Here is a 22,238-nt window from a genome sequence, read left to right on the forward strand (position 1 = left end):
GCCACTACCCGAACACCACCCGGGCCACGTCCCTGTAGCGTTTGGCGAAGTGCACCGTCATGCCCTCCTTGAGGTGGTCGGGCAGCTCCTCATAGTCGCGGCGGTTGGCGTCGGGCAGGATCACCTCGAAGATGCCGCTGCGCCGGGCGGCGATCACCTTCTCGCGGATGCCCCCCACCGGCAGCACCTGGCCGGTGAGGGTCAGCTCGCCGGTCATCGCCAGGGGACGGTCGATGGCGTGGTGCCTGGCCAGGGAGAGCAGCGCCGTGGTCATAGTGACCCCCGCCGAGGGGCCGTCCTTGGGCGTGGCGCCCTCCGGCACGTGCAGGTGCACGAAGGCGGAGTCGAAGAAGTCGGCGTCGGCGCCATATTCGGCCAGGTGGCCCAACACGTAGCTGTAGGCGATGTTGGCCGACTCCTGCATCACCTCGCCGAGCTTGCCGGTGAGCTTGAAGCCGCGGGTCAGCGAGTGCACCTTGCCCGCCTCGATGGGCAGGGTGGCACCGCCCATGGCGGTCCAGGCCAGGCCCGTGACCACCCCTTCTCCCTTGAGCACCTGCTCCTTGCGGAACAGCGGGGCCCCCAGGAAGGTCTCGAGGTTCTTCACCGAGACCTTCACCGACGCCTGGTCGCCCTCCAGCAGCTGCACCGCCGCCTTGCGCACGATGCGATGGAGCTGCTTCTCGAGCTGGCGCACCCCGGCCTCGCGGGCGTAGCCCTCGACCACCTGGCGCAGCGCCGCCTCGGTCAGGTTGATGCGCTTCTTGGGGATGTTGGCGCGCTTGAGCAGCCTCGGCCACAGGTGGTTGCGGGCGATGGCCAGCTTCTCCTCGGCGATGTAGCCGGAGAGGCGGATCTGCTCCATGCGGTCGAACAGCGGCCCGGGGATCGAATCCAGGGTGTTGGCGGTGCAGACGAAGAGCACCTTGGAGAGGTCCAGGCGCACGTCCAGGTAGTGGTCGAGGAAGTCGACGTTCTGCTCCGGGTCGAGCACCTCGAGCAGCGCCGAGGCGGGGTCGCCCTGGAAGGACTGCCCCATCTTGTCGATCTCGTCGAGCATGATCACCGGGTTCTCGACCTCGACCTCCTTGAGCGCCTGCACCAGCTTGCCGGGCATGGCGCCGATATAGGTGCGCCGGTGGCCCTTGATCTCCGCCTCGTCGCGCATGCCGCCTACCGAGAAGCGGTAGAACTCGCGTCCCAGGGCCTCGGCGATGGAGCGGCCGATGGAGGTCTTGCCCACCCCGGGCGGGCCCACCAGCAGCAGGATGGAGCCGCCCACGTCGCCCTTGAAGGTGCCCTCGGCCAGGAACTCGATGATGCGCTCCTTCACGTCGCCCAGGCCGTCGTGGTCGCGGTCGAGCACGGCCCGGGCGTGGGCCAGGTCGAGCTGGTCCTGGCTGTGGACGCCCCAGGGCATGCTGGTCAGCCAGTCCAGGTAGTTGCGGGTGGTGCCGTACTCCGGCGACCCGGTCTCCAGCACGGCCAGCTTGTCGAGCTCCTCCTCGATGCGGGTCAGCACCTTGGGCGGCACGACGAGGCTCTCCAGGCGATCGCGGAAGGTATCGACGTCGTTCTCGCGGTCGTCCTTGGAGATGCCCAGCTCCCGCTGGATCACCTTGAGCTGCTCGCGCAGGAAGAACTCCCGCTGGCGCTCCTGCATCTGGGCGTTGACCTGGTCACTGATCTCGCTCTGCAGCTGAGCGACCTCGATCTCCTTGCGCAGCAGCGGCAGCACCTTCTGCATGCGCGCGAGCACCGGCAGGGTGGCCAGCACGTCCTGCAGCTCTCGCCCCTTGGCCGAGGTGATGGCCGCGGCGAAGTCGGTGAGCGGGCCCGGCTCGTGGGGGCTGAAGCGGTTGAGGTAGTGCTTGAGCTCCTCGCCGTAGAGCGGGTTGATCGGCAGCAGCTCCTTGATGCCGTTGATCAGCGCCATGGCATAGGCGCGGGCCTCGTCGGCCTCGGCATCCACCGGCTCGCGGGGGTAGCTCACCTCCACCAGATAGGGGGGCTCCCGCGAGATCCAGCGCTGGATGCGAAAGCGCTGCAGGCCCTGGGCGATGAACTGCAGCTGCCCCTCCTCGCCCTGCAGCTTGTGCACCTTGACCGCGGTGCCGATCTCCGGGAAGTCGTCATGGGCGAGCCCCTCCACGGCGGCCTCGCCGACGAAGGCCAGGCCCACCGTATGATGGGGGGTCTTGGCGACCCGCTGCATGGTCTCGTCCCAGCGCTCGCGGTTGATCACCAGCGGCTGCACCTGGGCCGGGAAGAAGGGCCGGTTGTGAATCGGCAGCAGATAGATGCGCTCGGGAAGGGAATCGCGGGCCGGCACCACGGCGTGCCGGCTGTCGCCGGGCTGGTCGTCGAGGTCGAACTCCTCGCCCTCGTCGTGGGTATCGTGCAGCCACTCCGGCGCATCCGGGTCGTGGCGGCGGTCCTGCTCGTCACTCATGATGGTCATCCTGATCCGATGGCGGCTTACGCCTTTGGCTCAGGAATGCGGGCGACAAGCCGCAAGTTCAAGTCAGCCAGGCACGCTCAGGCGAGGCCGCCACTCCGCCTCACCGCCACAGGGAGGGCATCGGTCGCCCATTGACCCGCACCCGGCCGCGGATGACGTCGAGCTCCAGGTCCCGGGTCCCCAGCGGCAGGCCCAGCCACAGGGCCACCACCGCAGGCACCTCGTGCCAGGTGCCATCGCCGTCGAGGCGGGACAGCCAGCGCGCGCGCTCCTCCTCGTCATCGAGTCGCGCCAGGCTCAGCTCGTCGAGGCGGCGCGGGTCGAAGAAGAGCGCGCCGTCGCCGCGGGCGGCGATCCCCAGCATCGGGCTCTCCAGGTCGACCTCGGTGAGGTCCAGGCGCGGGGAGTCGACCAGGGTCGACCGCAGCTCCGGCTCCAGGCGGGCGAGCAGCTCCCGCGGGGAGAGCTCGCGGGTCTGAGCCGCCTCCCGACGCAGCCCGGCCAGCGCCTCGCGCACCCCGTCGGCGTTGATCCGCGACAGCTCCATGGCCACCCGCCCGGTCAGCAGCACCTGCTCCGCCGCCAGCACCTCGGCTAGGGTCAGCTCGCTGTCGATGCGCAGCTCGCTGTCATCGAGCTGCATGCGGCTGCGGTAGACGAGCTCATTGGCCTCCAGCGCCAGGCCCGGCTGCTGCCAGGCGAGCTGGTCGATACGCAGCAGGTCATGCTGGGTGAAGTGATGGGCGCCGGCGGTGTAGGCGTAACGGCTCTCCAGGGAGACCGGCCCGGACTCCAGGGTGGCCACCCCGTCGGTCAGCCGCCAGGGCTGCAGCCTGGCGCGCAGGCGCCAGTCGCCCTGCTGGCCACCGAAGCTGAGCTGGCCACCACGGAAGTCGAGTTCACGGGGTCCCTGGCTGATCAGGAAGGGGGCGAGCTGGATGGTGCCCTCCAGGGTGCCGCCCAGGGTCTGGTAGCTGGCATGCCAGCTCGGCGGGCTCGAGGGCAGCCAGTCGCCGAACAGATGCAGCTGGCGCGGGCCGATAGACGGATGAAAGCCCCCCTCGACGCGGGTGCTGAAGACCCCGTGGCGCGCCGAGTAGGTGAGTTCGAGGCGCCAGCCATCGCCCAGCACCGGCGAGAGGTGCACCACCCCCGAGGAGCCCAGCCAGCCGCGCTCCACCTCGCTGCGTTCCGTCACCAGCTCGCCGCGGGCCTCGAGATCCACCAGGGCGCGGACCAGCTCCCGCTCGAAGAGCAGCGAGGCGAGGTACTGGGCCACCGCCCAGACCACCGCCAGCGCCACCACCACCGGGACGATCAGTCGTTCCTTGCGCATAGCGCCCCCTTCCCTGCTCGGCAACACCCGGACGGGCGAGCCGCGACTCGACCCTTCAGTGTAGCCAGAACCAGATATGCATGACGCTCCAGGCGTAGATGCCCGCCATCACGTCGTCGATCATGATGCCGAACCCCCCCGCCACCCGGCGGTCCGCCCAGCGGATCGGCCAGGGCTTGATGACATCGAAGATGCGGAAGAGCACGAACCCCCAGAGCGCCGCCTCCCAGGAGAAGGGCACCGCCGCCATGGTGATCCAGTAGCCGACGAACTCGTCCCAGACGATGCCGGAGTGATCGTGGACACCGAGGTCGCGGGAGGTCTTCTCGCAGAGCCACACCCCCCACACGAAGGCCGCCACCACCACCGCCAGGTACCAGCCCAGAGGCAGCTCGGAGAGCAGCCAGTAGAAGGGAATGGCCGCCAGGGTACCGAAGGTGCCTGGGGCCCAGGGCACGGCCCCGCTGCCGAGGCCAAAGGCGAGGAAGTGGGTCGGACGATGCCAGATGCTGGGGGGCGCTCGGTTCATGTCGCCCCTCCTGCGTCCTCGTCGCCTTCCGCCTGGAAGTGCTGCCAGCCGCTGCGGCCGGGCATGGCCACGCCGCGCAGGCCGGGCTCGGCCTCGAGGCGGCCGATCACGGTGAGCGGCAGGCCCAGGGCGGCGAGTCGCGCGCTGGCCGCCTCAAACCGCTCGGCGGGCAGGCTCAGCAGCAGCTCGTAGTCGTCGCCGCCGGCGAGCGCCGCCTGACGGGCGCCCTCCTCGCCCAGCGCCGCGACCAGCCCTTCGGCCAGGGGCAGCGCCTCGGGATCAAGGGTGGCGCCGACGCCGGAGCGCTCGAGGAGGTGGCCCAGGTCGGCCAGCAGGCCATCCGAGATATCGATGGCCGCGGTGGCAAGCCCCACCAGCGCCTCGCCGGCCGCCAGGCGCGGCTGGGGGCGCAGGTAGCGGGTCAGCAGCGGGTGGGCGGGGTCGCGCTCGCCGCGCTGCCAGAGCGCCAGGCCGCCGGCGCCGCCCCCCAGCGTGCCGGTCACCGCGACCAGGTCGCCCGAACGGCCTCCGTGGCGGGTCAGTGCCGCCCCGGGCGCCACCTCCCCCATCACCGTCACGCCGATGGTGGTGGCGCCGCGGGTCACGTCGCCCCCCACCAGGGCGGTGCCGCTGGCCTCGGCGAGGTCGCGAAAGCCGCGCGAGAAGCCCTCGAGCCAGGCGTCGTCGGCCTCTTCTAGGGTCAGCGCCATCAGGCACCAGCGGGCACGGGCGCCCATCGCCGCGAGGTCGCTGAGGCTCACCGCCAGGGCACGATGTCCCACCGCCTCGGCGGGAGCGTCCTCGGGGTAGTGAACGCCGGCCACCGAGGTGTCGACGCTCACCGCCAGCTGCTGCCCCCGCGCGGGAAGCAGCAGCGTGCAGTCGTCCCCCACCCCCAGCGCCACGCCGGCATCAGGGCCGGGCGGCGACGGGGTGAAGTAGCGGGCGATCAACCCGAATTCACTATGCTGACGTTGACTGACCATGGGGGCATCCCCTTCAGCGGCGGCGGGCGGCCACCTCGGCGGAGCGCAGACGCCCGGCGAGCTTGTCGAGGATGCCGTTGACGTACTTGTGACCGTCGGTGGCGCCGAAGGACTTGGCCAGCTCCACGCCCTCGTTGATCACCACCCGGTAGGGCACATCGAGACGCCGGGAGAGCTCGTAGGCCCCCAGGCGCAGGATGGAGAGCTCGATGAGGTCGAGCTCCTCGAGCTTGCGGTCAAGCAGCGGCGCGATGGACGCGTCCAGGTCGGCCTTGAAGCGTGCCACGTTGTGCAGCAGCTCATGGAACAGCGCCAGATCGGCGATCTCCATGACCTTGAGCCAGTTCTCGTGGTCCTCGAGGTCGTCGTCGGCACGCTGGCTGCGAAACTCGGCTTCCACCGCGGAGATCGACTTGCCGGTCATCTGCCACTGGTAGAGGCCCTGAACGGCCAGCTCCCGCGCGGCACGCCGAGAGAGCTGCGCCTTGGAGGGACCGCGAGCGCGCTCGCGACTCATGCCTCTTCCTCCTCGTCGTCGCCGAAGCAGCGCAGCAGCGAGACCATCTCCATGGCCGCCATGGCCGCCTCGGCGCCCTTGTTGCCGGCCTTGGTGCCGGAGCGCTCGATGGCCTGCTCGATGGAGTTGACGGTGAGCACGCCGTTGGCGATGGGGGTATCGAACTCGAGCTGCAGGCTGCTCAGGGCCGAGTTGCAGCCGCCGGCCACGTACTCGAAGTGGGGGGTGCCGCCGCGGATCACCGCGCCCAGCGCGATCACCGCGTCGGGATGGGCCACCTTGAGCACCTGCTTGACCGCCAGCGGCAGCTCCCAGGCACCCGGCACGTGGACGATATCGATGTTCTCGCCGGCCACGCCGTGGCGCACCAGGCTGTCGACGGCGCCTTCCACCAGGCTGTCCACCACGTGATGGTTGAAGCGTCCCACCACGATGACGTAGCGGCCGTCCACGTCGATGAAGCTGCCTTCCACTTGAGAAATGGGTTGCATGTCTGTCTTCCTGATGATGCTGGGGTGCGGCCCGGGGCCGCGCCCGCTGGATGGTCGGGATCGGGGTCGGCGTCAGTCGCCGCGGTTCTCGGCACGCTCCGCGTCGGCCGCGGCGATGTCCTCGGGGCTCAGGCGCTCGACCACTTCCAGGTCGAAGCCGGAGAGGGCCGAGAACTTCCAGGGGGAGCTGAGCAGGCGCATCTTGCCGACGTTGAGATGGCGCAGGATCTGCGAGCCGGTACCAATGGTCAGGTAGTTGCCGGCACCGTCGGAGGCGCTGTTGCGCGGCGCGCGCCGGCGCTCCAGGAAGGTGTCCAGGTAGTCGCGCAGGTCCTGGCGGGGACGGCCGTCGTCGAGCAGCACGAAGACCCCGCGCTCGCTGCGCGCCACCTCGGCGATGGCCCGCTGGGAGCTCCACTGGGCGCTGTCGCCCTTCTGCAGGGCGAGCAGGTCGCGCATGGCGTCGGCCAGGTGCACGCGCACGGTGGTCGGGGTCTCGGGGCTGGGGCGCCCCTTGACCAGCGCCAGGTGGTGGGCGCCCTGGATGCTGTCGCGGAAGACGTGCAGGGTCAGCTCGCCATAGGCGGTCTGCACCGGCGTGGCCTCCACGTGCTCCACCGTCTGCTCGTTGTGGATGCGGTAGTGGATCAGGTCGGCGATGGTGCCCATCTTCAGGCCGTGCTCGGCGGCGAAACGCTCGAGCTCCGGACGACGCGCCATGCTGCCGTCGTCGTTCATGATCTCGCAGATCACGCCGCTGGGGTCGAGGCCGGCCAGGGCGGAGAGATCGCAGGCCGCCTCGGTGTGGCCGGCGCGACGCAGCACGCCGCCGGGCTCGGCCATCAGCGGGAAGATATGCCCCGGCTGGACGATGTCCTCGGCCCGGGCGTCACGGGCCACCGCGGCCTGCACGGTGCGCGCGCGGTCGGCGGCGGAGATGCCGGTGGTCACGCCCTCGGCGGCCTCGATGGAGACGGTAAACTTGGTGGCGAAGCCCGAGCCGTTGTCGGTGACCATCAGCGGCAGCCTGAGGCGCTCGCAGCGCTCGCGGGTCATGGGCAGGCAGATCAGCCCACGGCCGAAGCGGGCCATGAAGTTGATGTGCTCGGCCTGCACCTTCTCGGCGGCCATGATGATATCGCCTTCGTTCTCGCGATCCTCATCGTCCATGAGGATCACCATCTTGCCCTGGCGGATGTCCTCGATCAGGTCCTCGATGGGGGCCAGCCCGCCGGCAGTTGAGTTCACCATGAGATCTCCAGAAATTCAGCTTGGCGGTGTCGGCTGACGGCGACGCTGGCGTCGTCCGCAGGCAGCACCCCGCCTCGAAACGGCGTCAGGTTACCGTGGCGCGGCGTCGGGCGCCAGTAAAGAGCCGTGGTGCGGCGTCGGGCGCCAGTAAAGAGCCGTGGCGCGGCGTCGGGCGCCAGTAGTGAGCCCGGCGCGCAGAAAGCATTACCGCTCAAGGCTGTTCCGGCAACAGGCCCTCGAGGGGGCGCTACGAGTACTTCCCTGTAGGCTACCTCGGCCTTCCCTGGTCCTCGGACCCCCTCTCCGTCCTGTCCCCGGCGCCTTTCGCTACGCCACTGTCGGTAGCTGCGATGGCCCTAACGGGCGCCCCTCACCGGGCGGCCAGCGTACGGCGCTCGGGCCGGGCGGTGATGCGCCAGTCGCGGCCCACGGCGCGAATATCGAGGATCTCGAGGCCGCGCTGCTGGGCCATGGTCTCGATGCCAGCGAGCTGGAACAGCGGGCGCGCCTCGCCGCCCAGCAGGGTAGGCGCCACGAAGAGCTGCATCTCGTCCACCAGGCCCGCGTCGAGCATGGCGCCGGCCAGGGTGGCGCCGGTCTCCAGCAGCACCTCGTTGGCCTGCTCCACATCGGCCAGGTAACGCAGCAGGGCGTGGAGGTCGACGCGGCCGGTGGCGTCCGCCGGCAGCGCCACCACCTCGGCGCCGGCGGCCTCGAGCCGTTCGCGCCGCTCCGGCTCATGACCCTCGACCGTGGCCACCAGGGTCCGGCCGGGCTCGGTGAGGCAGGCCGCGGCCTCGGGCAGGCGCAGGCGGCTGTCCACCACCACCCGCAGCGGCTGGCGGCCGGCGATCAGCTCCACCCCGTCGAGCTCGGCCTGCTCGGGGCGCACGGTGAGCCGCGAGTTGTCGAAGATCACCGATTCCACCCCGGTCAACACGGCGCTGGATCGGGCGCGCAGGCGCTGCACCTCGCGGCGGGCCTGGGGCCCGGTGATCCACTGGGACTCGCCGGAGCGCATGGCGGTGCGGCCATCGAGGCTAGTCGCCATCTTGAGGCGCACGAAGGGGCGGCCGTGGTCCATGCGCATGATGAAGCCGGGATTGAGCGCCCGGGCCTGCTCCTCCAGCACGCCCACCTCCACCTCTATGTCCGCCTCGCGCAGCCGCGCAATGCCGCGCCCGGCTACTGCCGGGTTGGGGTCGGCCATGGCCACCACCACCCGCGCCACGCCGGCCTCGACCAGCGCCACCGCGCAGGGGCCGGTACGCCCCTGGTGGGAGCAGGGCTCCAGGGTGACATAGGCAGTGGCGCCGCGGGCGGCCGCGCCGGCGTGGCGCAGGGCGTGGACCTCGGCGTGGGGCTCGCCGGCGCGGGCGTGGAAGCCCTCGCCCACCAGGCGCTCGCCCTTGACCAGCACGCAGCCCACGCGGGGGTTGGGGTCGGTGGTATAGAGGCCGCGGCGGGCCAGTTCCAGGGCCCGGGCCATCCAGGCTTCGGGGGGCGTTACGGCCATGGGATTCCTTGGGGTCGGGGAAGGACGCTCAGCCGCGGGGTTCGTCGGGGCCGAAGGTGGGCTCCTGGGCCAGGCGGTCGATCTCGGCGCGGAACTCGTCGATGTCCTGGAAGCGCCGATAGACCGAGGCGAAGCGGATATAGGCGACCTGATCGAGGCGCTTCAAGGCGAGCATCACCTGCTCGCCGATGTCGCGGGCGTGGATCTCCCGCTCGCCGCGGGCGCGCAGGGTCTGACGGATGCGCTGCACCGCGGCCTCGATGGACTCGGCGCTGACCGGGCGCTTCTCGAGGGCCCGCAGCATGCCGGCGCGCAGCTTCTGCTCGTCGAAGGATTCCCGGGAGCCGTCGCCCTTGATCACCCGGGGCATCACCAGCTCGGCGGTCTCGTAGGTGGTGAAGCGTTCGCCGCAGGCCACGCACTGGCGGCGGCGACGCACCTGGTCACCCTCGGCGACCAGCCGCGAGTCGGTGACCTTGGTGTCATGGGTACCGCAGAAGGGGCAGTGCATCGCTGGGTTCCGGGCTGGGGAGACGGGGACGTGGTCATATTGTAACGACTGCGGCCGCCCCCGCCCAGCGTGGGGCTCAGTGCCCGTGGTGGCCGCTGCCGTGGTCGGGCATGCCACCACCCATCACCTCGATGGGCCGCACCGGGGCCGTCAGCTCCAGGGTCTCGCCGCTGTCGAGCACCAGGCTGATCTCGACCTCGTCCCCCTCGTGGAGCGGCGCCACCAGGTCGATCAGCATCAGGTGCAGGCCGCCCGGGGCAAGCTCGGTGCTGGCGCCGGCGGGCACGCCGATCTCGTCGACGCGGCGCATCTGCATGACGCCGTCCACGTCCACATGGTTGTGCAGCTCGGTGGTCTCGGCGGCCGGCGAATGGGCCCCGACCACCACCAGGTCGCCATCGCCGTGGTTGGTCAGCACCATGAAGGCCGCGGTGGTGGTGGAGACCGGCGGCACGGCACGCACCTGGGCGTTCTCGACCGCCAGGGGCTGGGCCAGGACGGCCTGGCTGGCCAGCGTCAGGGCCAGGCCGGCAAGGGCGGTGCGCAGGAAAGGCAGGGCGGGATGGAGCATGGCAAGAGATTCCTTGGGCGAGTGTGGCAGACAGGCGTGTTCCGATATCCTACTGTCGAGCGGGCGAAACGGCCTTGCGACATAACGCCCCACGCCGCCGCCCCGCCAGCATGGATAATACCCTGCTAATCCATGGCTGCCACACTCGCTGCGGACGCCAGGCTTGAGCCTGCGCAGCCAGCGGCCCTGCTGCCGCCGGACACCTCGACCCCATACGGAGACTCCCATGCATGGACTGAACCAGAGCATCGCGATCGGCCCGCTGGGCCTCTCCATCGGCCAGCTGCTGATCGTGCTGGCCTTCGGCATCGCCCTGCTCGCCGGAACGCTGATCGGGCGACGCCACCGCACGCCCGTCGCCGACACCCTCTTTACCCTGCTGCTGGTGGCCCTGATCGGTGCCCGCCTGCTGTTCGTGGCCCGCTACTGGGGCAGCTACGACGGCCCGCTGGCGATGCTGGATATCCGCGACGGCGGCTTCGACCCATTGGGCGGCCTGGTGGCGGGCCTCGGCTACGCCGCCTGGCGGCTGTGGAGGGCCCCCCGGCAGCGTGCGGCGCTCTCCGGCGCCCTCGTGGCCGGCGCCTTCACCTGGGGGCTCACCGCCGGCCCCCTGCTGCTGCTGGAAAGCCACAGCCGGCCCATGCCGGACACCCCGCTGGCCACCCTTGCGGGAGAGCCCATCGACCTGCCGGCCCTGGCCGAGCGCGAGGCCCAGCCCATGGTGGTCAACCTCTGGGCCACCTGGTGCCCGCCGTGCCGTCGCGAGATGCCGGTCTTCGAGCAGGCCCAGCAGGAGGAGACCGACATCACCTTCGTGTTCGTCAACCAGGGCGAGGACGCCAGCCTGGTGAACCGTTTCCTCGACCACGAGTCACTGACCCTGGAGAACGTGCTGCTGGATGCTCGCAACGCCCTGGGCGACGCCACCGGCGCCATGGCCATGCCGACCACCCTCTACTACGACGCCGAGGGACGCCTGGTGGACACCCACTTCGGCGAGCTCTCGCGCGCGACGCTCACGCGGGGGCTCGAGCGCCTGCGCTGAAGCCCCTGGTTGCCCCGCCCATTTCCGTGCCCCCTCCATGAGAAAGGACCTCCCCATGCGACACCCCTCCCCTCTGCTTCCCATCGGCGCCCTGGCCCTGGCCATGGCCGCCCCCGCCCTCGCCGATGACCACTGGCCGGCCCCGGTCCAGGCGCTCAGCGCCCAGGGCCTGGAGATCCATGCCGAGTTCGAGGCCCCCGGCGGCCTGACCGGCTATGCGGCCAGCTACCCCAGCGGCGAGGTGGCCATCTACCTGACCCCGGACGGCGAGCACGCCATCGTCGGCACCCTGGTGGATGCCGAGGGCAATGACCTCTCCGATGCCGCCCTGGACGAGCACGTGCGCGCCGCCCAGTTCGCCGAGGTGTGGGAGCGCCTGGAAAGGAGCCACTGGATCCAGGACGGCGACGCCGACGCGCCGCGGGTGGTCTACACCTTCACCGACCCCAACTGCCCCTACTGCCGGCAGTTCTGGGAGGCGGCACGGCCCTGGGTCGAGGCCGGCGAAGTGCAGCTGCGCCATATCATGGTGGGCATCCTCGCCTCCAACAGCCCCGCCAAGGCGGCGAGCCTGCTGGGCGCCGAGGACCCGTCCGCGGCACTGCACGCCCACAGCGACGGCGGCGAGGAGATCGTGCCCACCGCCCAGGCGCGCGAGATCGAGGAGCAGGTCTACGCCAACAACCAGCTCTTCGACGAGCTGGGCATGATCGCCACCCCTTCCACGCTGTTCCGCGACGGTGATCGGGTCGACCGCGTCCAGGGGCTGCCGAGCGACGAGCGGATGGTGGAGGTGATGGGCGGCGAGGCGCCCTGACGCCTCGACACCCGTCCAGCAGAAGAGAGATACAGCAGAAGAGAGATAAGGAGAAGAGTCCCGCCTGGCGTGCCAGGCGGGACTCTTCGGTATCGGGCTACTGCCCTGGTGGGGCAGCGCCGGCCGGGGCCAGGATAGGCCTCAGTCCTCCAGATCCTTGAAGCGCGGCTGGCCGATGTTCCACGGTTTCACCTCGTCGCCCTTCTCGCCCCAGTTGGCGTGATCGCCAAGGATGTTGCCATCAGGGCCTTCCTGGCCATAGAGCGAGTGACGATGGAAACTGGGGCCGAAGCGCTCCAGGGTCTCGGCCACGTCGCCGGTGTAGCGCGGATCCTGCGGCCGCTCCTGGCTGCTCATGTAGTAGGCGATGTCCCAGGCCTCCTGGTCGGAGAGCGACAGCGGCTGGCCAAGCGGCATGTTGTTCTTGATGAACCCGGCCGCGGTGTGTACGCGCACGATGCCGGCCCCCCAGTTGTTGGAGCCATCACCCCAGGGCGGCGGAAAGACGTACTCGCCGTTCTGGTAATAGCCTGAGCCATCCTCGCTGTGACAGATGGCGCAGTTCTCCAGGTAGAGCGCCTCGCCGTTCGCGTAGCTGAGCTCGTCGGGGCGGTCGGGATGCGGGAAGCCGCGACCGTAGATCGGCTGGTCGGGGTAGACGGGCGCGCCCTTGGCCAGCCACTGGTGGTAGGCGGTCAGCGCCAGCATGTCGTCGCTGCCGTATTCCGGGGGCACGCCATTCATGGAATAGGCGAAGCAGCCGGCGATGCGCTCCTCCAGGTTGTTGACGTGGTCGTTCTTGCCGCGGTAGTTGGGCAGGGTGACCGCCGCCGCCCACACCGGGGCGCTGAACGGCTGGCGGCCCTCGCCCAGGTGGCAGCTCGAGCAGTTCATGTCGTTGTAGACATTCTCGCCGCGCAGCTGCTGGGTGTTGGTGAAGAGGTCGTAGCCGCGCCGGATGACCTTCTTGGTCTCAGGGTGCAGGTCAGAGGCCTCGAGATCCGCCATGGTCGGCGGGATATGCACCAGCTCGCCCTCCTGGGGGGCCGGATAGCCCATCTCCACCAGGGTCTCGATGGCCGGGTGCAGGGTGTCGGCGCTGGCCGCCAGGCTGACGCCAGCCACCAGAGTGGCGCTGGCCATGGCCAGGGTGGTCCTGCCCAGGTGTGTCCTGAAGTGGTTCATGCTCTGCTCCCCTTATTCCTCGGACGCCACGGACTGGCCGGCCAGCCAGGCCGCCACGGCGGTGATGTCCTCGTCGCTCATGCGCTTGGCCACGGCCCCCATCAGGTTCTGCGGGTCGTTGCCGCGCTCGTCGGCCTGCCAGGCACGCAGCTGCTTCTCGATGTAGCCGGCGTGCTGGCTGCTGATGCCCGGGAAGGTGCTGCCGGCCCCCTCGTTGCGCGGGCCGTGGCAGCTCTTGCAGGAGACGATGTACTGGTCCCAGTCGCCGCGCAGGGCGAGCTGCTCGCCGCGGGCCAGCAGCTCGTCATCGACGTCACCGCCCTGGGCGGCGGTCACCGGCATCTCGCTGTAGTAGGCCGCCACATCGGCGATCTGCTGGTCATCGAGCATGTTGGCGAAGGGCAGCATGCTGGCGCTCTGGCGGCGCCCCTCCTTGAAGTCGTGCAGCTGCTTGGCGATGTAGTCGGCATCCAGCCCCGCCAGGCGCGGCCAGGATTCACCGCCGGGCACGTTCATGCCGCTGCCGTCTGCCTGGTGGCACGCCACGCAGGTTCCCGCGGCCGCCTGGCCCCGCTCGGCGTCGCCTTCCAGCGCCATGGCCTGACCGGCGGCCAGGCCGACGCCCAGCAGCAGGCCAAGCCCGCCCGTGATCCTCTTGCTGGTCATGTGGTTTCCCCTTGTTGTGTCATCGGCCCCGGTACGCGGTGATCGGTACGGGGTATTCAACGACCCGCCTTGACCGGCACGGTCAGGCAGGCCTCCAGCCCCTCCCCGTCGGGACGGGCAAACTCGAGCCGGCCGGCGAAACGCTCGGCGATGGCCATGACGATGGCCAGCCCCAGGCCGCTGCCGCGCTGCTTGCTGGCACGCCAGAAGCGCTGGGACATCTGGGCGAGGGCCTTGTCGTCCACCCCAGGGCCGCGATCGCGCACCAGGAACGTCAGCTCACCCGCCGCCTCGTCCAGGCGGGCCGTGACCGTTACCGGCGCGCCCTCGCCGCCGTGGCGCAGGGCGTTGTCCACCAGGTTGCGCAGCGCGGTGACGGCAAGCTCCCGGGGCAGCGCCAGGTTCACCTCGGGCCATGCCTCGGGCAGCTCGAAGCACCTCGGGTCCACGCCGGTATCGCGCAGGGCCAGCTCGACCACGTCGGCCACCCGGCTCGGCTCGCCATCCTCGAACTGCACGCGCCCCTCGACCCTGGCCAGCATCAGCAGCTGGTCGAGGATCCGCGCCAGCCGCCCCACGCCCTCCTCGGCGTAGGCCAGCGACTGGCGGGCCGCCTCGCCCTCGACCCGGCCCGCCACCTGCAGGTGGGTCTTGATGGCGGTGAGCGGCGTCTTCAGCTCATGGGCCGCATCGCTGGTGAAGCGCTGCTCGCGCACGATGGCCTGCTGGATGCGCGCCAGCAGGCCGTTGAGCGTCTCGATCAGGGGACGCAGCTCCATGGGCACGCCGTAGGTGGCCACCGGCGCCAGGGCGTCCGGGTGGCGCCGCGCCAGGGAGTCCCGCAGCCGCGAGAGCGGCGCCAGGCCGCGCAGCACGCCCAGCCAGAGCGCCACCATGCTGCCCAGCAGCGCCACGGCGAAGGGCACCACCGCCACCTTGAACACATCGGCCAGCAGCTGGTCGCGCTCGTCCATGCGGTCGGCGGTGGTGATGGTCAGCCCGCCGCGCTCGTAGGTGAACACCCGCCAGGTGACGCCGCCCTCCTCGCGGAAGGTGTGGCCGCGCTCCCCCGCCGCCAGGATCGTCTCCAGGTCGGTGTGGGTGCGGGCCATGATCTCGCCTCGCGGCGAGTGCACCTGGCAGGCCAGCCCCTCGATGGGCGGGATGGAGAGCGCACGGCGGTCGGCCTGGAGCCACACCTCCTCGGGGAACTGGGCCATCAGCCCCGCCACCATCCGTGCCGACTGGGCCAGGCGCTGGTCCAGGGTGGCCACGAACTGCTCCTCGAGATCCCGCATCAGCCAGGCCGCCGCCAGGCCCCACAGCAGCGCCAGGGTGAGCCCCAGGGTCAGCAGCAGCCGCGTGCGCAGGCTCATGCCCCCCGCCCCCTGTCGGTCGGCTCCACCGCGGAGGGCTTGCCGAGCCGATAGCCCAGCCCGCGCACCGTCTCGATCACGCGGCTGCCGAGCTTGCGGCGCAGGTGGTGGATATGCACGTTGAGGGCGTTGCTCTCCACCTCGTCGTTCATGCCGTAGAGGCTGTCCTTGAGCTGGTCGGCCGAGAGCACGCTGCGTGGCGACTGCAGGAAGGTCTCCAGCAGCACCAGCTCGCGGCGCGACAGCGCGACCGGGCGCCCCGCCACGGTGACCTCCCGGGCCACCGGGTCCAGGCACAGCGCCCCGTGCTCGATCAGCGAGCGCGGCCGCCCGGCGGCACGGCGCAGCAGCGCCTGCAGCCGGGCCACCAGCTCGTCGAGGTCGAAGGGCTTGACCAGGTAGTCATCGGCGCCGCCGTGAAGGCCCGCCACGCGGTCCTGCACGGTGTCCCGGGCGGTCAGCACCAGCACCGGGGTGGTCACCCCGGCGGCACGCCACTCCTCCAGCAGCGTCAGGCCATCACCGTCGGGCAGCCCGCGGTCGAGGATCACCACATCGCTGGAGACCGCCCCCATGGCGCTGCGCGCCTCGGCCAGGGTCGCCACGTGGTCGACCACGAAGTCGTGGACGGTCAGGCCGGCGCGGATGCCGGAGGCCACCAGGGCGTCATCCTCGATCAACAGAACGTGCATGAGATGGATTCCTCGTCGTGTCGGGCATCGTGTCACCCGTCAATTAAGCAGGTGTTAAGCGGTTATAAGCGTACAACTGTTCGGCATGATCCATTGGTCCAATGGCCTCGGCGGCCCGGGAAACGCAAGCGTCCCCGCCGGCGATGCCGGCGGGGACGCGAGGCGCCTCCCGATGGGAGTGATTCAGCCGCGGGCCGGAATCGCCCTGGCCAGGAACCAGCCGGCCACCATGGCCACCAGCATGGCGACGAGCGGCGCGGTCAGGCCGCCGATGGAGGCGATGGCCGGACCCGGGCAGTAGCCGGAGAGCCCCCAGCCGATGCCGAACAGGGCGGCACCGCCGATCAGCCGGCCATCGAGGTCCTGACGGGTCGGCAGCTGGAAGGCCTCACCGTAGATCGGGGCCGTGCGCTTGAAGACCAGGCGATAGCCGATGAAGTTGGTGACCACGGCGCCACCGAGCACGAACATCAGGGTCGGGTCCCAGGCGCCGAAGAGGTCCAGGAAGCCCAGCACCCGCGCCGGGTCGGTCATGCCGGAGATGCCGAGGCCGAGGCCGAACAGCAGGCCGGCGATATAGCCCATCACTGGCTTCAAGGTCTCGGTCTTCATGCGCCACCTCCGATCAGATGTCGGACCACGTAGACGGTGATGATCGCCGCCACCAGGAAGGTCAGGGTCGCCACCATGGAGCGCGGCGAGAGGCGCGCCAGGCCACAGACCCCGTGGCCGCTGGTGCAGCCGCTGCCAAGCCCGGTGCCCACGCCGACCAGCAGGCCGGCCACGAGCATCAGCGCCACGCCGCCGGCGGGGGCGCCGATCACCCGGCCCGTCACGTCGATCCCGGTGCCGGCCACGTTGCCGAGCCCGCCGCCGAGCAGCATCAGCAGGAGGGGCCCGCTGATCAGGCCCAGCAGGAAGGTGAGCCGCCAGGCGCTGTCGCCCCTGGGCCGAACCGTGATCAGGTTGCCGATGATGCCGCTGATGCCGGCGATGCGGCCCAGCGTGGCCATCAGCCAGGTGGCGGACAGGCCGATCAGGATACCGCCGGCCAGTCCAGACAGGGATGAGCTCCAGTCCACTTTCTCTCTCCTTCAGTGCATCCGCGGATGCGGTTGTGTCGAATCATCGATGGGGGAATCGAATCTCGCGCCCATCTGCAGCTCGGCGCAGCGGCGCGACAGGCTGCCGTCGCTCTCGCCGCGCAGCTCCTGCCAGGCATCGAAGGTGCTGAGGAACACCTTGCCGGTCATCTCGTGGCAGAACTCGGTGTGCTGTAGGCGATCCATCACCGGCCCCTTGACCTCGGCCAGGTGCAGGGCGACGCCGGAATCCTTGAGCCGCGCGTTGATCGCCTCCAGGCTCTCCAGCGCCGAGGCGTCGATGACGTTGACCGCCTGGCAGGCCAGCACGATGTGGGCCAGGCCCGGCTGGCGAGCGGCGAGCGCCATCACGGTATCCTCCAGGTAGCGGGCGTTGGCGAAGTAGAGGCTCTCGTCGACCCGCAGGATCGCCAGGCGAGGGTCGGTCTCCACCGAATGGCGCTCCACGTTGCGAAAGTGCTCGCTGCCCGGCACCAGGCCCACCACCGCGCTGTGGGGGCGGCTGGTGCGGTAGAGGTGCAGCGCCAGCGACAGCCCCACCCCGGCCATGATGCCGCTCTCCACGCCGACGACCAGGGTCACGGCGATGGTCGCCAGCATGGCGGCGAAATCGCTGCGCGAGTAGGCCCAGGTGCGCCGGATGGCCGGGATGTCCACCAGCGAGAGCACCGCCACGATGATGGTGGCCGCCAGGGTGGCGATGGGCAGGTAGGCGATCAGCGGGGTGAGCAGCAGCGCCGCCACGGCGATGCCCACGGCGGTGAAGGCTCCGGCCGCCGGGGTCTCGGCGCCGGCATCGAAGTTGACCACCGAGCGGGCGAAGCCGCCGGTGACCGGCATGCCCCCGGTGAAGGAGGCCGCGATGTTGGAGGTGCCGAGCCCCACCAGCTCCTGGTCGGGGTCGATGCGCTGGCGGCGCTTGGCGGCGAGGGTCTGGCCCACCGACACCGACTCCACGAAGCCGACGATGCTGATCAGGAGCGCCGCCACGAACAGCTGGCTCCACAGGCCGCTGTCGAAGCCGGGCAGGGTCAGCGGCGGCAGGCCCGCCGGCACCGCCCCCACCACGGCCACGCCGCGCTCGTCGAGGCCATACCGCCAGGTGATCAGGGTCGTCACCGCCACGGCGAGAATCGGCGCGGCCTTGGTCAGCATGTCGGCCGGCCGGCCCGGCACGCCGAGTCGCACCAGGGCGAGCTTGAGCCAGCGCCGGGCGGCGTAGAGGAAGGCCAGCACCGAAAGCCCGATCGCCAGGGTCGGAGCATTTACCTGCCCCAGGCTGCTGGCCAGGCCAAGGAGCAGCTCGAGCAGGTTATGGCCGCCGGCCTCGACCCCCAGCACATGCTTGAGCTGGCTCGCCGCGATGATCAGGCCAGAGGCGGTGATGAAGCCGGAGATCACCGGGTGGCTCAGGAAGTTGGCCAGAAAGCCCAGCCGCGCCACCCCCATCAGGGTCAGCATCAGCCCGGACATCAGCGCCAGCACCAGGGCCGCGCCGAGGTACTCCGGGGTGCCCTGGGGGGCGATCTGCCCGACCGCCGCCGCGGTCATCAGCGAGACCACCGCCACCGGCCCCACCGAGAGGGTGCGGCTGGTGCCGAACACCGCGTAGACCACCAGCGGCGCGATGCTGGCGTAGAGGCCCACCTCCGGCGGCAGCCCGGCCAGCATGGCATAGGCCAGCGACTGCGGGATCAGCATGATGGTGACGATCACCGCCGCCAGCAGGTCGCTGCCCAGGGTGGCGCGACCGTAGCCGGGCAGCCACTGCAGGATAGGCAGGTAGCGCTTGGGGTTCATCGCTCAGCGCTGCCCCGCAGCGGCTTCCAGCAGCGGGCGGCGCTCCTCGAGATCGTGGCCCGCGGCGCGCGCTGCGGCCAGCAGCGCCGGGATGTCGCAGCTCTCGCCCTGGCTGCGGGCATGGGCCCAGAGGTGCACGGCGCGCTTGCCGGTCTTGCAGAAGGCCAGGATCGGCGTGGGCAGGGTCTCCAGCGCCAGGCCGAAGGCCTCGATATCGGCATCGCCATACTCGCCCGGGGTGACCGGGATGCAACGCCACTCGAGGCCGAGCTCGGCGGCCCGCTCGCTCAGGGCGCGATCATCGGGGTGATCCTCGGCCTCGCCGGGGCGGCGATTGCACACCACCGAGCGGAAGCCGCGGCGGGCGACCTCGTCGAGGTCGGCAGGGGTCACGGCATCGGTGATGGCAAAGCCGGGTTCGAGCTGATGAATCTGCATGGGCGCTCTCCTGATCGATGGGCCTCAGAACTTGTTGATCGGCACCTTGAGGTAGACCTGGCCGTTGTCCTCGGCGGGCGGCATGTGCCCGGCGCGCATGTTGACCTGCACCGAGGGCAGGATCAGCTTCGGCATGTCGAGGGTGGCATCGCGCTCGGTGCGCATCTTCACGAACTCCTCCTCGCTGATGCCCTCGTGCACGTGGACGTTGTGACGACGCTGCTCCACCACGCTGGTCTCGTGCTGGTACTCCTCGCGATCCGGGGCCTTGTAGTCGTGACACAGGAAGATGCGGGTCTCGCCGGGCAGGGCCAGCACCTTCTGGATGGAGCGGTAGAGGGTGCGGGCATCGCCGCCGGGGAAGTCGCAGCGGGCGGTGCCGTAGTCGGGCATGAAGAGGGTGTCGCCGACGAAGGCGGCATCACCGATCACGTAGGTCAGGCAGGCCGGGGTGTGACCCGGGGTGTGCAGCACCCGCCCCTCCAGGTTGCCGATGGTGAAGGTGTCGCCCTCCTCGAAAAGGCGGTCGAACTGGCTGCCGTCCCGGGCGAACTCGGTGCCGGCGTTGAAGGCCTTGCCGAAGACGTCCTGGACCACGGTGATCTTGGCGCCGATGCCGGTCTGGCCACCCAGCGCCTCGTGTAGGTAGGGCGCCGCGGAGAGGTGGTCGGCGTGGACATGGGTCTCGAGGATCCACTCCACCTCGAGCCCGTGCTCGCGCACGAAGGCGATGATCTCGTCGGCGGAACGGGTATCGGTGCGCCCAGCGGCGTAGTCGAAGTCGAGCACCGAATCGAGGATCGCACAGGCACGGCTCGAGGGATCCTGCACCACATAGCTGAAGGTGTTGGTGGGCTCGTCGAAGAAGTGGGTCACGATGGGTCGGGGCGCATTCGTCTGTGACATGGGACTTACCTCCGTTGGCGTCGCTGCCTCACGATATGCTGACAGCATAGCCGAAAAACAAGTTCTAAATATATACTATTTCAATCTAAATCGAGGCGGCGCGCTTCCCCATCGGCAAGTCGTTGCCGGCCCGGTGCACGCCCCTCCCTGGGCGACCGCCGGGGCATCCCTGCCGGCGCGCATCGCTCACTCCCAGGCGGCGCCCTCCAGGGCATCCAGCGGAATCTTGAGGTAGCGCTTGCCGTTGGCCTCCGGCTCCGGCAGGCGACCGCCCCGGGTATTGACCTGCAGGGAGTGCAGGATCAGCTTCGGCATCGGCAGCTCGCTGTCGCGCTCATCGCGCAGGGCCACGAAGTCGCCCTCGACGATGCCGGCCAGGTGCGGGTTGCGGCTGCGCTGCTCCGCCACGCTGCTCTCCCACTCCGGCTCGCGCCCCCCCGGCATGTAGTCGTGACCGGTGAACAGCCGGGTCTCGTCGGGCAGAGCCAGGATCGCCTGGATGGAGCGCCAGAGCGCATGGGCGTCCCCGCCGGGGAAGTCCGCCCGAGCGGTACCGAAGTCCGGCTGGAAGATGGTGTCGTGAATAAAGGCGGCGTCGCCCACCACGTAGGTGATGGAGGCCAGGGTATGACCCGGCGAGAACATCACCCGCGCCTCCAGCTCGCCGATGCGGAAGGTGTCGCCGTCGGCGAAGAGGCGGTCCCACTGGGAGCCGTCGGCCCGAAGGTCCGGCCAGTGGTAGATCTTCTTCCACAGCTTCTGGACCTCGACCACCTTCTCGCCGATGGCGGTGGGCGCACCGGTCTTCTCCTTGAGGTACCGGGCCGCCGAGAAGTGGTCGGCGTGGGGGTGGGTATCCAGCACCCACTCCACCTCGAACCCCTTCTCCTCCACGTAGGCGAGCAGCTCATCGGCGTGGTGGGTAGCAGTGGCACCGGACTTCTCGTCGAAGTCATGGACCGGGTCGATGATGGCGCACTTGCCGGTGGCCGGGTCGCTGACCACGTACTGGACGCTGAAGGTGCGCGGGTCGAAGAAGCCGGCCACGTCGGGGCTTCCGGCGCCGGTACTGCGAGACAGGTCAAAGGTCTTCATGAGCATTCCTCCTGGTGGCGCCCGGATCGACCGGGCGGCAGCTCGGTAAATATGTAATAAGCTTAGCTCATTTTGCTCTATATGACGATTGAGCCTGCTCATGGCAGCGATAGCCTGCCCTGCTCCCAGACGCATGACGCCCACGACCGAAGGGTCGCGGGCGTCAGGCAGGCGGGAGGCCCGGCGCGAGCCGGGCTCGATCACTTCTTCAGCTTGCAGGTATTGATGCCGAAGATGCTGTAGGCCGGACAAAAATTGATCAGGCCGGTGGCCAGCGGCAGCACGCCGATCCAGCCCCAGGCGCCAATGACGCCGGTCAGCGCCAGGCCGATCAGCAGAGCGCCGATGACGATACGTGCGATCTTGTCGGCACCGCCCACGTTGCTTTTGATGTTCATGGTGACTCTCCTTACAGTGCCGGATGGCGGCATGCCGGCCCCCCAGGGGCTGCCGGCAACGACATCGGGGCGAATGGGCTCAGAAGCTGAAGACCGGGACCTTCGGGTCGCGCATCATCTCGGCCATGGCACCCGGGGTCGCCACGCCCACGCCATCGCGCAGGTTACCTTCATCGTAGTCGCTGTTGGGCAGGTAGATGGCGCAGACATCCACGCCGGCCCCCTCGCCCATCATCATCTGCATCAGGCCCTCGGGCTTGATGCCGCGCGGACCCAGCTCGGTCTCGCTCTCGTAGCCGTCGATGGCGAGCTCGCCGGCGGCATCGCAGAGCAGGATATGCGGGGTGGTGCCCTGCTCGCGCATGGCATTGGCCAGGATCATCGCCATGCCCTGGGTCTGCAGGGAGTCGCTGGTCACGATGAACAGGGCCTTGTCGGCGTAGTCAGCGTGGTCATCGCCGCCATGGCTGTCGGCCAGGGCGCTGCCGGAGAAGGCGATGGCGGTGGCCGCGGCGGCCAGGGTCAGGGTCGTCTTGATGCTCATG

At 70.0% G+C, this 22,238-nt stretch carries 24 protein-coding genes; 2 read left to right on the forward strand and 22 right to left on the reverse strand.

Going from position 1 to position 22,238, the window contains the following annotated elements:
• Positions 1-4 precede the first annotated feature (4 nt).
• The 10 genes from lon to D1793_RS08535 all read right to left on the reverse strand — a co-directional run bounded on the left by lon (position 5) and on the right by D1793_RS08535 (position 10,169).
• Positions 5-2,452 (reverse strand): endopeptidase La, encoded by a 2,448-nt coding sequence (lon, locus tag D1793_RS08490; protein WP_119021781.1) that lies wholly within the window; start codon positions 2,450-2,452, stop codon positions 5-7.
• A 109-nt stretch (positions 2,453-2,561) separates the two neighbouring features.
• On the reverse strand, positions 2,562-3,797 hold the full coding sequence (locus D1793_RS08495; protein ID WP_119021782.1) for a DUF945 family protein: 1,236 nt from the start codon (positions 3,795-3,797) through the stop codon (positions 2,562-2,564).
• A 55-nt stretch (positions 3,798-3,852) separates the two neighbouring features.
• Positions 3,853-4,326 (reverse strand): phosphatidylglycerophosphatase A, encoded by a 474-nt coding sequence (locus D1793_RS08500; RefSeq protein ID WP_119021783.1) that lies wholly within the window; start codon positions 4,324-4,326, stop codon positions 3,853-3,855.
• Positions 4,323-5,312 (reverse strand): thiamine-phosphate kinase, encoded by a 990-nt coding sequence (thiL, locus tag D1793_RS08505; RefSeq protein WP_119021784.1) that lies wholly within the window; start codon positions 5,310-5,312, stop codon positions 4,323-4,325. The genes D1793_RS08500 and thiL overlap by 4 nt, the downstream gene beginning before the upstream one ends.
• Positions 5,313-5,325: 13 nt before the next feature.
• Positions 5,326-5,829, reverse strand: a complete 504-nt coding sequence (gene nusB, locus D1793_RS08510) for a transcription antitermination factor NusB (RefSeq protein ID WP_110069208.1) — start codon at positions 5,827-5,829, stop codon at positions 5,326-5,328.
• Positions 5,826-6,320 (reverse strand): 6,7-dimethyl-8-ribityllumazine synthase, encoded by a 495-nt coding sequence (gene ribE / locus D1793_RS08515; RefSeq protein WP_119021785.1) that lies wholly within the window; start codon positions 6,318-6,320, stop codon positions 5,826-5,828. The genes nusB and ribE overlap by 4 nt, the downstream gene beginning before the upstream one ends.
• Before the next feature lie 72 nt (positions 6,321-6,392).
• Entirely contained in the window at positions 6,393-7,571 is a 1,179-nt protein-coding gene (ribBA, locus tag D1793_RS08520) for a bifunctional 3,4-dihydroxy-2-butanone-4-phosphate synthase/GTP cyclohydrolase II (RefSeq protein ID WP_119021786.1), read from the reverse strand.
• A gap of 370 nt (positions 7,572-7,941) precedes the next feature.
• Positions 7,942-9,087: a bifunctional diaminohydroxyphosphoribosylaminopyrimidine deaminase/5-amino-6-(5-phosphoribosylamino)uracil reductase RibD gene (gene ribD / locus D1793_RS08525; protein WP_119021787.1), complete on the reverse strand. Its 1,146-nt coding sequence runs from the start codon at positions 9,085-9,087 to the stop codon at positions 7,942-7,944.
• A 28-nt stretch (positions 9,088-9,115) separates the two neighbouring features.
• Entirely contained in the window at positions 9,116-9,598 is a 483-nt protein-coding gene (gene nrdR / locus D1793_RS08530; RefSeq protein ID WP_119021788.1) for a transcriptional regulator NrdR, read from the reverse strand.
• Positions 9,599-9,674: 76 nt separating this feature from the next.
• Positions 9,675-10,169: a copper chaperone PCu(A)C gene (locus D1793_RS08535; RefSeq protein ID WP_119021789.1), complete on the reverse strand. Its 495-nt coding sequence runs from the start codon at positions 10,167-10,169 to the stop codon at positions 9,675-9,677.
• Between the two features lie 226 nt (positions 10,170-10,395).
• Here D1793_RS08535 and D1793_RS08540 point away from each other — a divergent pair, with 226 nt between their 5' ends.
• Together D1793_RS08540 and dsbG are read left to right on the forward strand one after the other, a co-directional pair.
• The gene (locus D1793_RS08540) at positions 10,396-11,217 is read left to right on the forward strand and encodes a TlpA disulfide reductase family protein (protein ID WP_119021790.1); all 822 of its coding nucleotides are present in this window, start codon (positions 10,396-10,398) and stop codon (positions 11,215-11,217) included.
• Between the two features lie 103 nt (positions 11,218-11,320).
• On the forward strand, positions 11,321-12,034 hold the full coding sequence (gene dsbG, locus D1793_RS08545; protein WP_240407828.1) for a thiol:disulfide interchange protein DsbG: 714 nt from the start codon (positions 11,321-11,323) through the stop codon (positions 12,032-12,034).
• 141 nt (positions 12,035-12,175) lie between these two features.
• Here the strand turns inward: dsbG and D1793_RS08550 are convergent, their stop codons facing one another.
• From D1793_RS08550 to D1793_RS08605, 12 genes are all read right to left on the reverse strand, one after another.
• Complete coding sequence (locus D1793_RS08550; protein WP_119021792.1) at positions 12,176-13,219, reverse strand: c-type cytochrome; 1,044 nt, start codon at positions 13,217-13,219, stop codon at positions 12,176-12,178.
• Positions 13,220-13,231: 12 nt separating this feature from the next.
• Entirely contained in the window at positions 13,232-13,885 is a 654-nt protein-coding gene (locus D1793_RS08555; protein WP_119021793.1) for a c-type cytochrome, read from the reverse strand.
• 56 nt (positions 13,886-13,941) lie between these two features.
• Positions 13,942-15,261 carry an ATP-binding protein gene (locus D1793_RS08560; protein ID WP_119021794.1) on the reverse strand — a complete coding sequence of 440 codons (1,320 nt, stop codon included), beginning with the start codon at positions 15,259-15,261 and terminating at the stop codon, positions 13,942-13,944.
• The gene (locus D1793_RS08565) at positions 15,258-15,953 is read right to left on the reverse strand and encodes a response regulator transcription factor (protein WP_119021795.1); all 696 of its coding nucleotides are present in this window, start codon (positions 15,951-15,953) and stop codon (positions 15,258-15,260) included. Before D1793_RS08565 ends, D1793_RS08560 begins: the two co-directional genes overlap by 4 nt.
• Before the next feature lie 183 nt (positions 15,954-16,136).
• Entirely contained in the window at positions 16,137-16,565 is a 429-nt protein-coding gene (locus D1793_RS08570; RefSeq protein WP_119021796.1) for a DUF6691 family protein, read from the reverse strand.
• Complete coding sequence (locus D1793_RS08575; protein WP_119021797.1) at positions 16,562-17,035, reverse strand: YeeE/YedE family protein; 474 nt, start codon at positions 17,033-17,035, stop codon at positions 16,562-16,564. The genes D1793_RS08570 and D1793_RS08575 overlap by 4 nt, the downstream gene beginning before the upstream one ends.
• Positions 17,036-17,047: 12 nt before the next feature.
• Positions 17,048-18,856 carry a sulfate permease gene (sulP, locus tag D1793_RS08580; protein ID WP_119021798.1) on the reverse strand — a complete coding sequence of 603 codons (1,809 nt, stop codon included), beginning with the start codon at positions 18,854-18,856 and terminating at the stop codon, positions 17,048-17,050.
• A gap of 3 nt (positions 18,857-18,859) precedes the next feature.
• On the reverse strand, positions 18,860-19,294 hold the full coding sequence (locus D1793_RS08585; RefSeq protein WP_110069193.1) for a TIGR01244 family sulfur transferase: 435 nt from the start codon (positions 19,292-19,294) through the stop codon (positions 18,860-18,862).
• A gap of 24 nt (positions 19,295-19,318) precedes the next feature.
• A complete protein-coding gene (locus D1793_RS08590) occupies positions 19,319-20,200 on the reverse strand; it encodes an MBL fold metallo-hydrolase (RefSeq protein WP_119021799.1) in 882 nt (293 codons plus the stop codon).
• A 186-nt stretch (positions 20,201-20,386) separates the two neighbouring features.
• Positions 20,387-21,295 (reverse strand): MBL fold metallo-hydrolase, encoded by a 909-nt coding sequence (locus D1793_RS08595; RefSeq protein WP_119021800.1) that lies wholly within the window; start codon positions 21,293-21,295, stop codon positions 20,387-20,389.
• A 200-nt stretch (positions 21,296-21,495) separates the two neighbouring features.
• Positions 21,496-21,687 (reverse strand): DUF2892 domain-containing protein, encoded by a 192-nt coding sequence (locus D1793_RS08600; RefSeq protein WP_119023627.1) that lies wholly within the window; start codon positions 21,685-21,687, stop codon positions 21,496-21,498.
• A gap of 85 nt (positions 21,688-21,772) precedes the next feature.
• Entirely contained in the window at positions 21,773-22,237 is a 465-nt protein-coding gene (locus D1793_RS08605) for a hypothetical protein (RefSeq protein ID WP_240407801.1), read from the reverse strand.
• Between the last annotated feature and the right edge of the window lies 1 nt (position 22,238).

It is taken from the genome of Halomonas sp. JS92-SW72 (genome assembly GCF_003547075.1).
GTDB classification, from domain to species: Bacteria; Pseudomonadota; Gammaproteobacteria; order Pseudomonadales; family Halomonadaceae; genus Halomonas; species Halomonas alkalicola.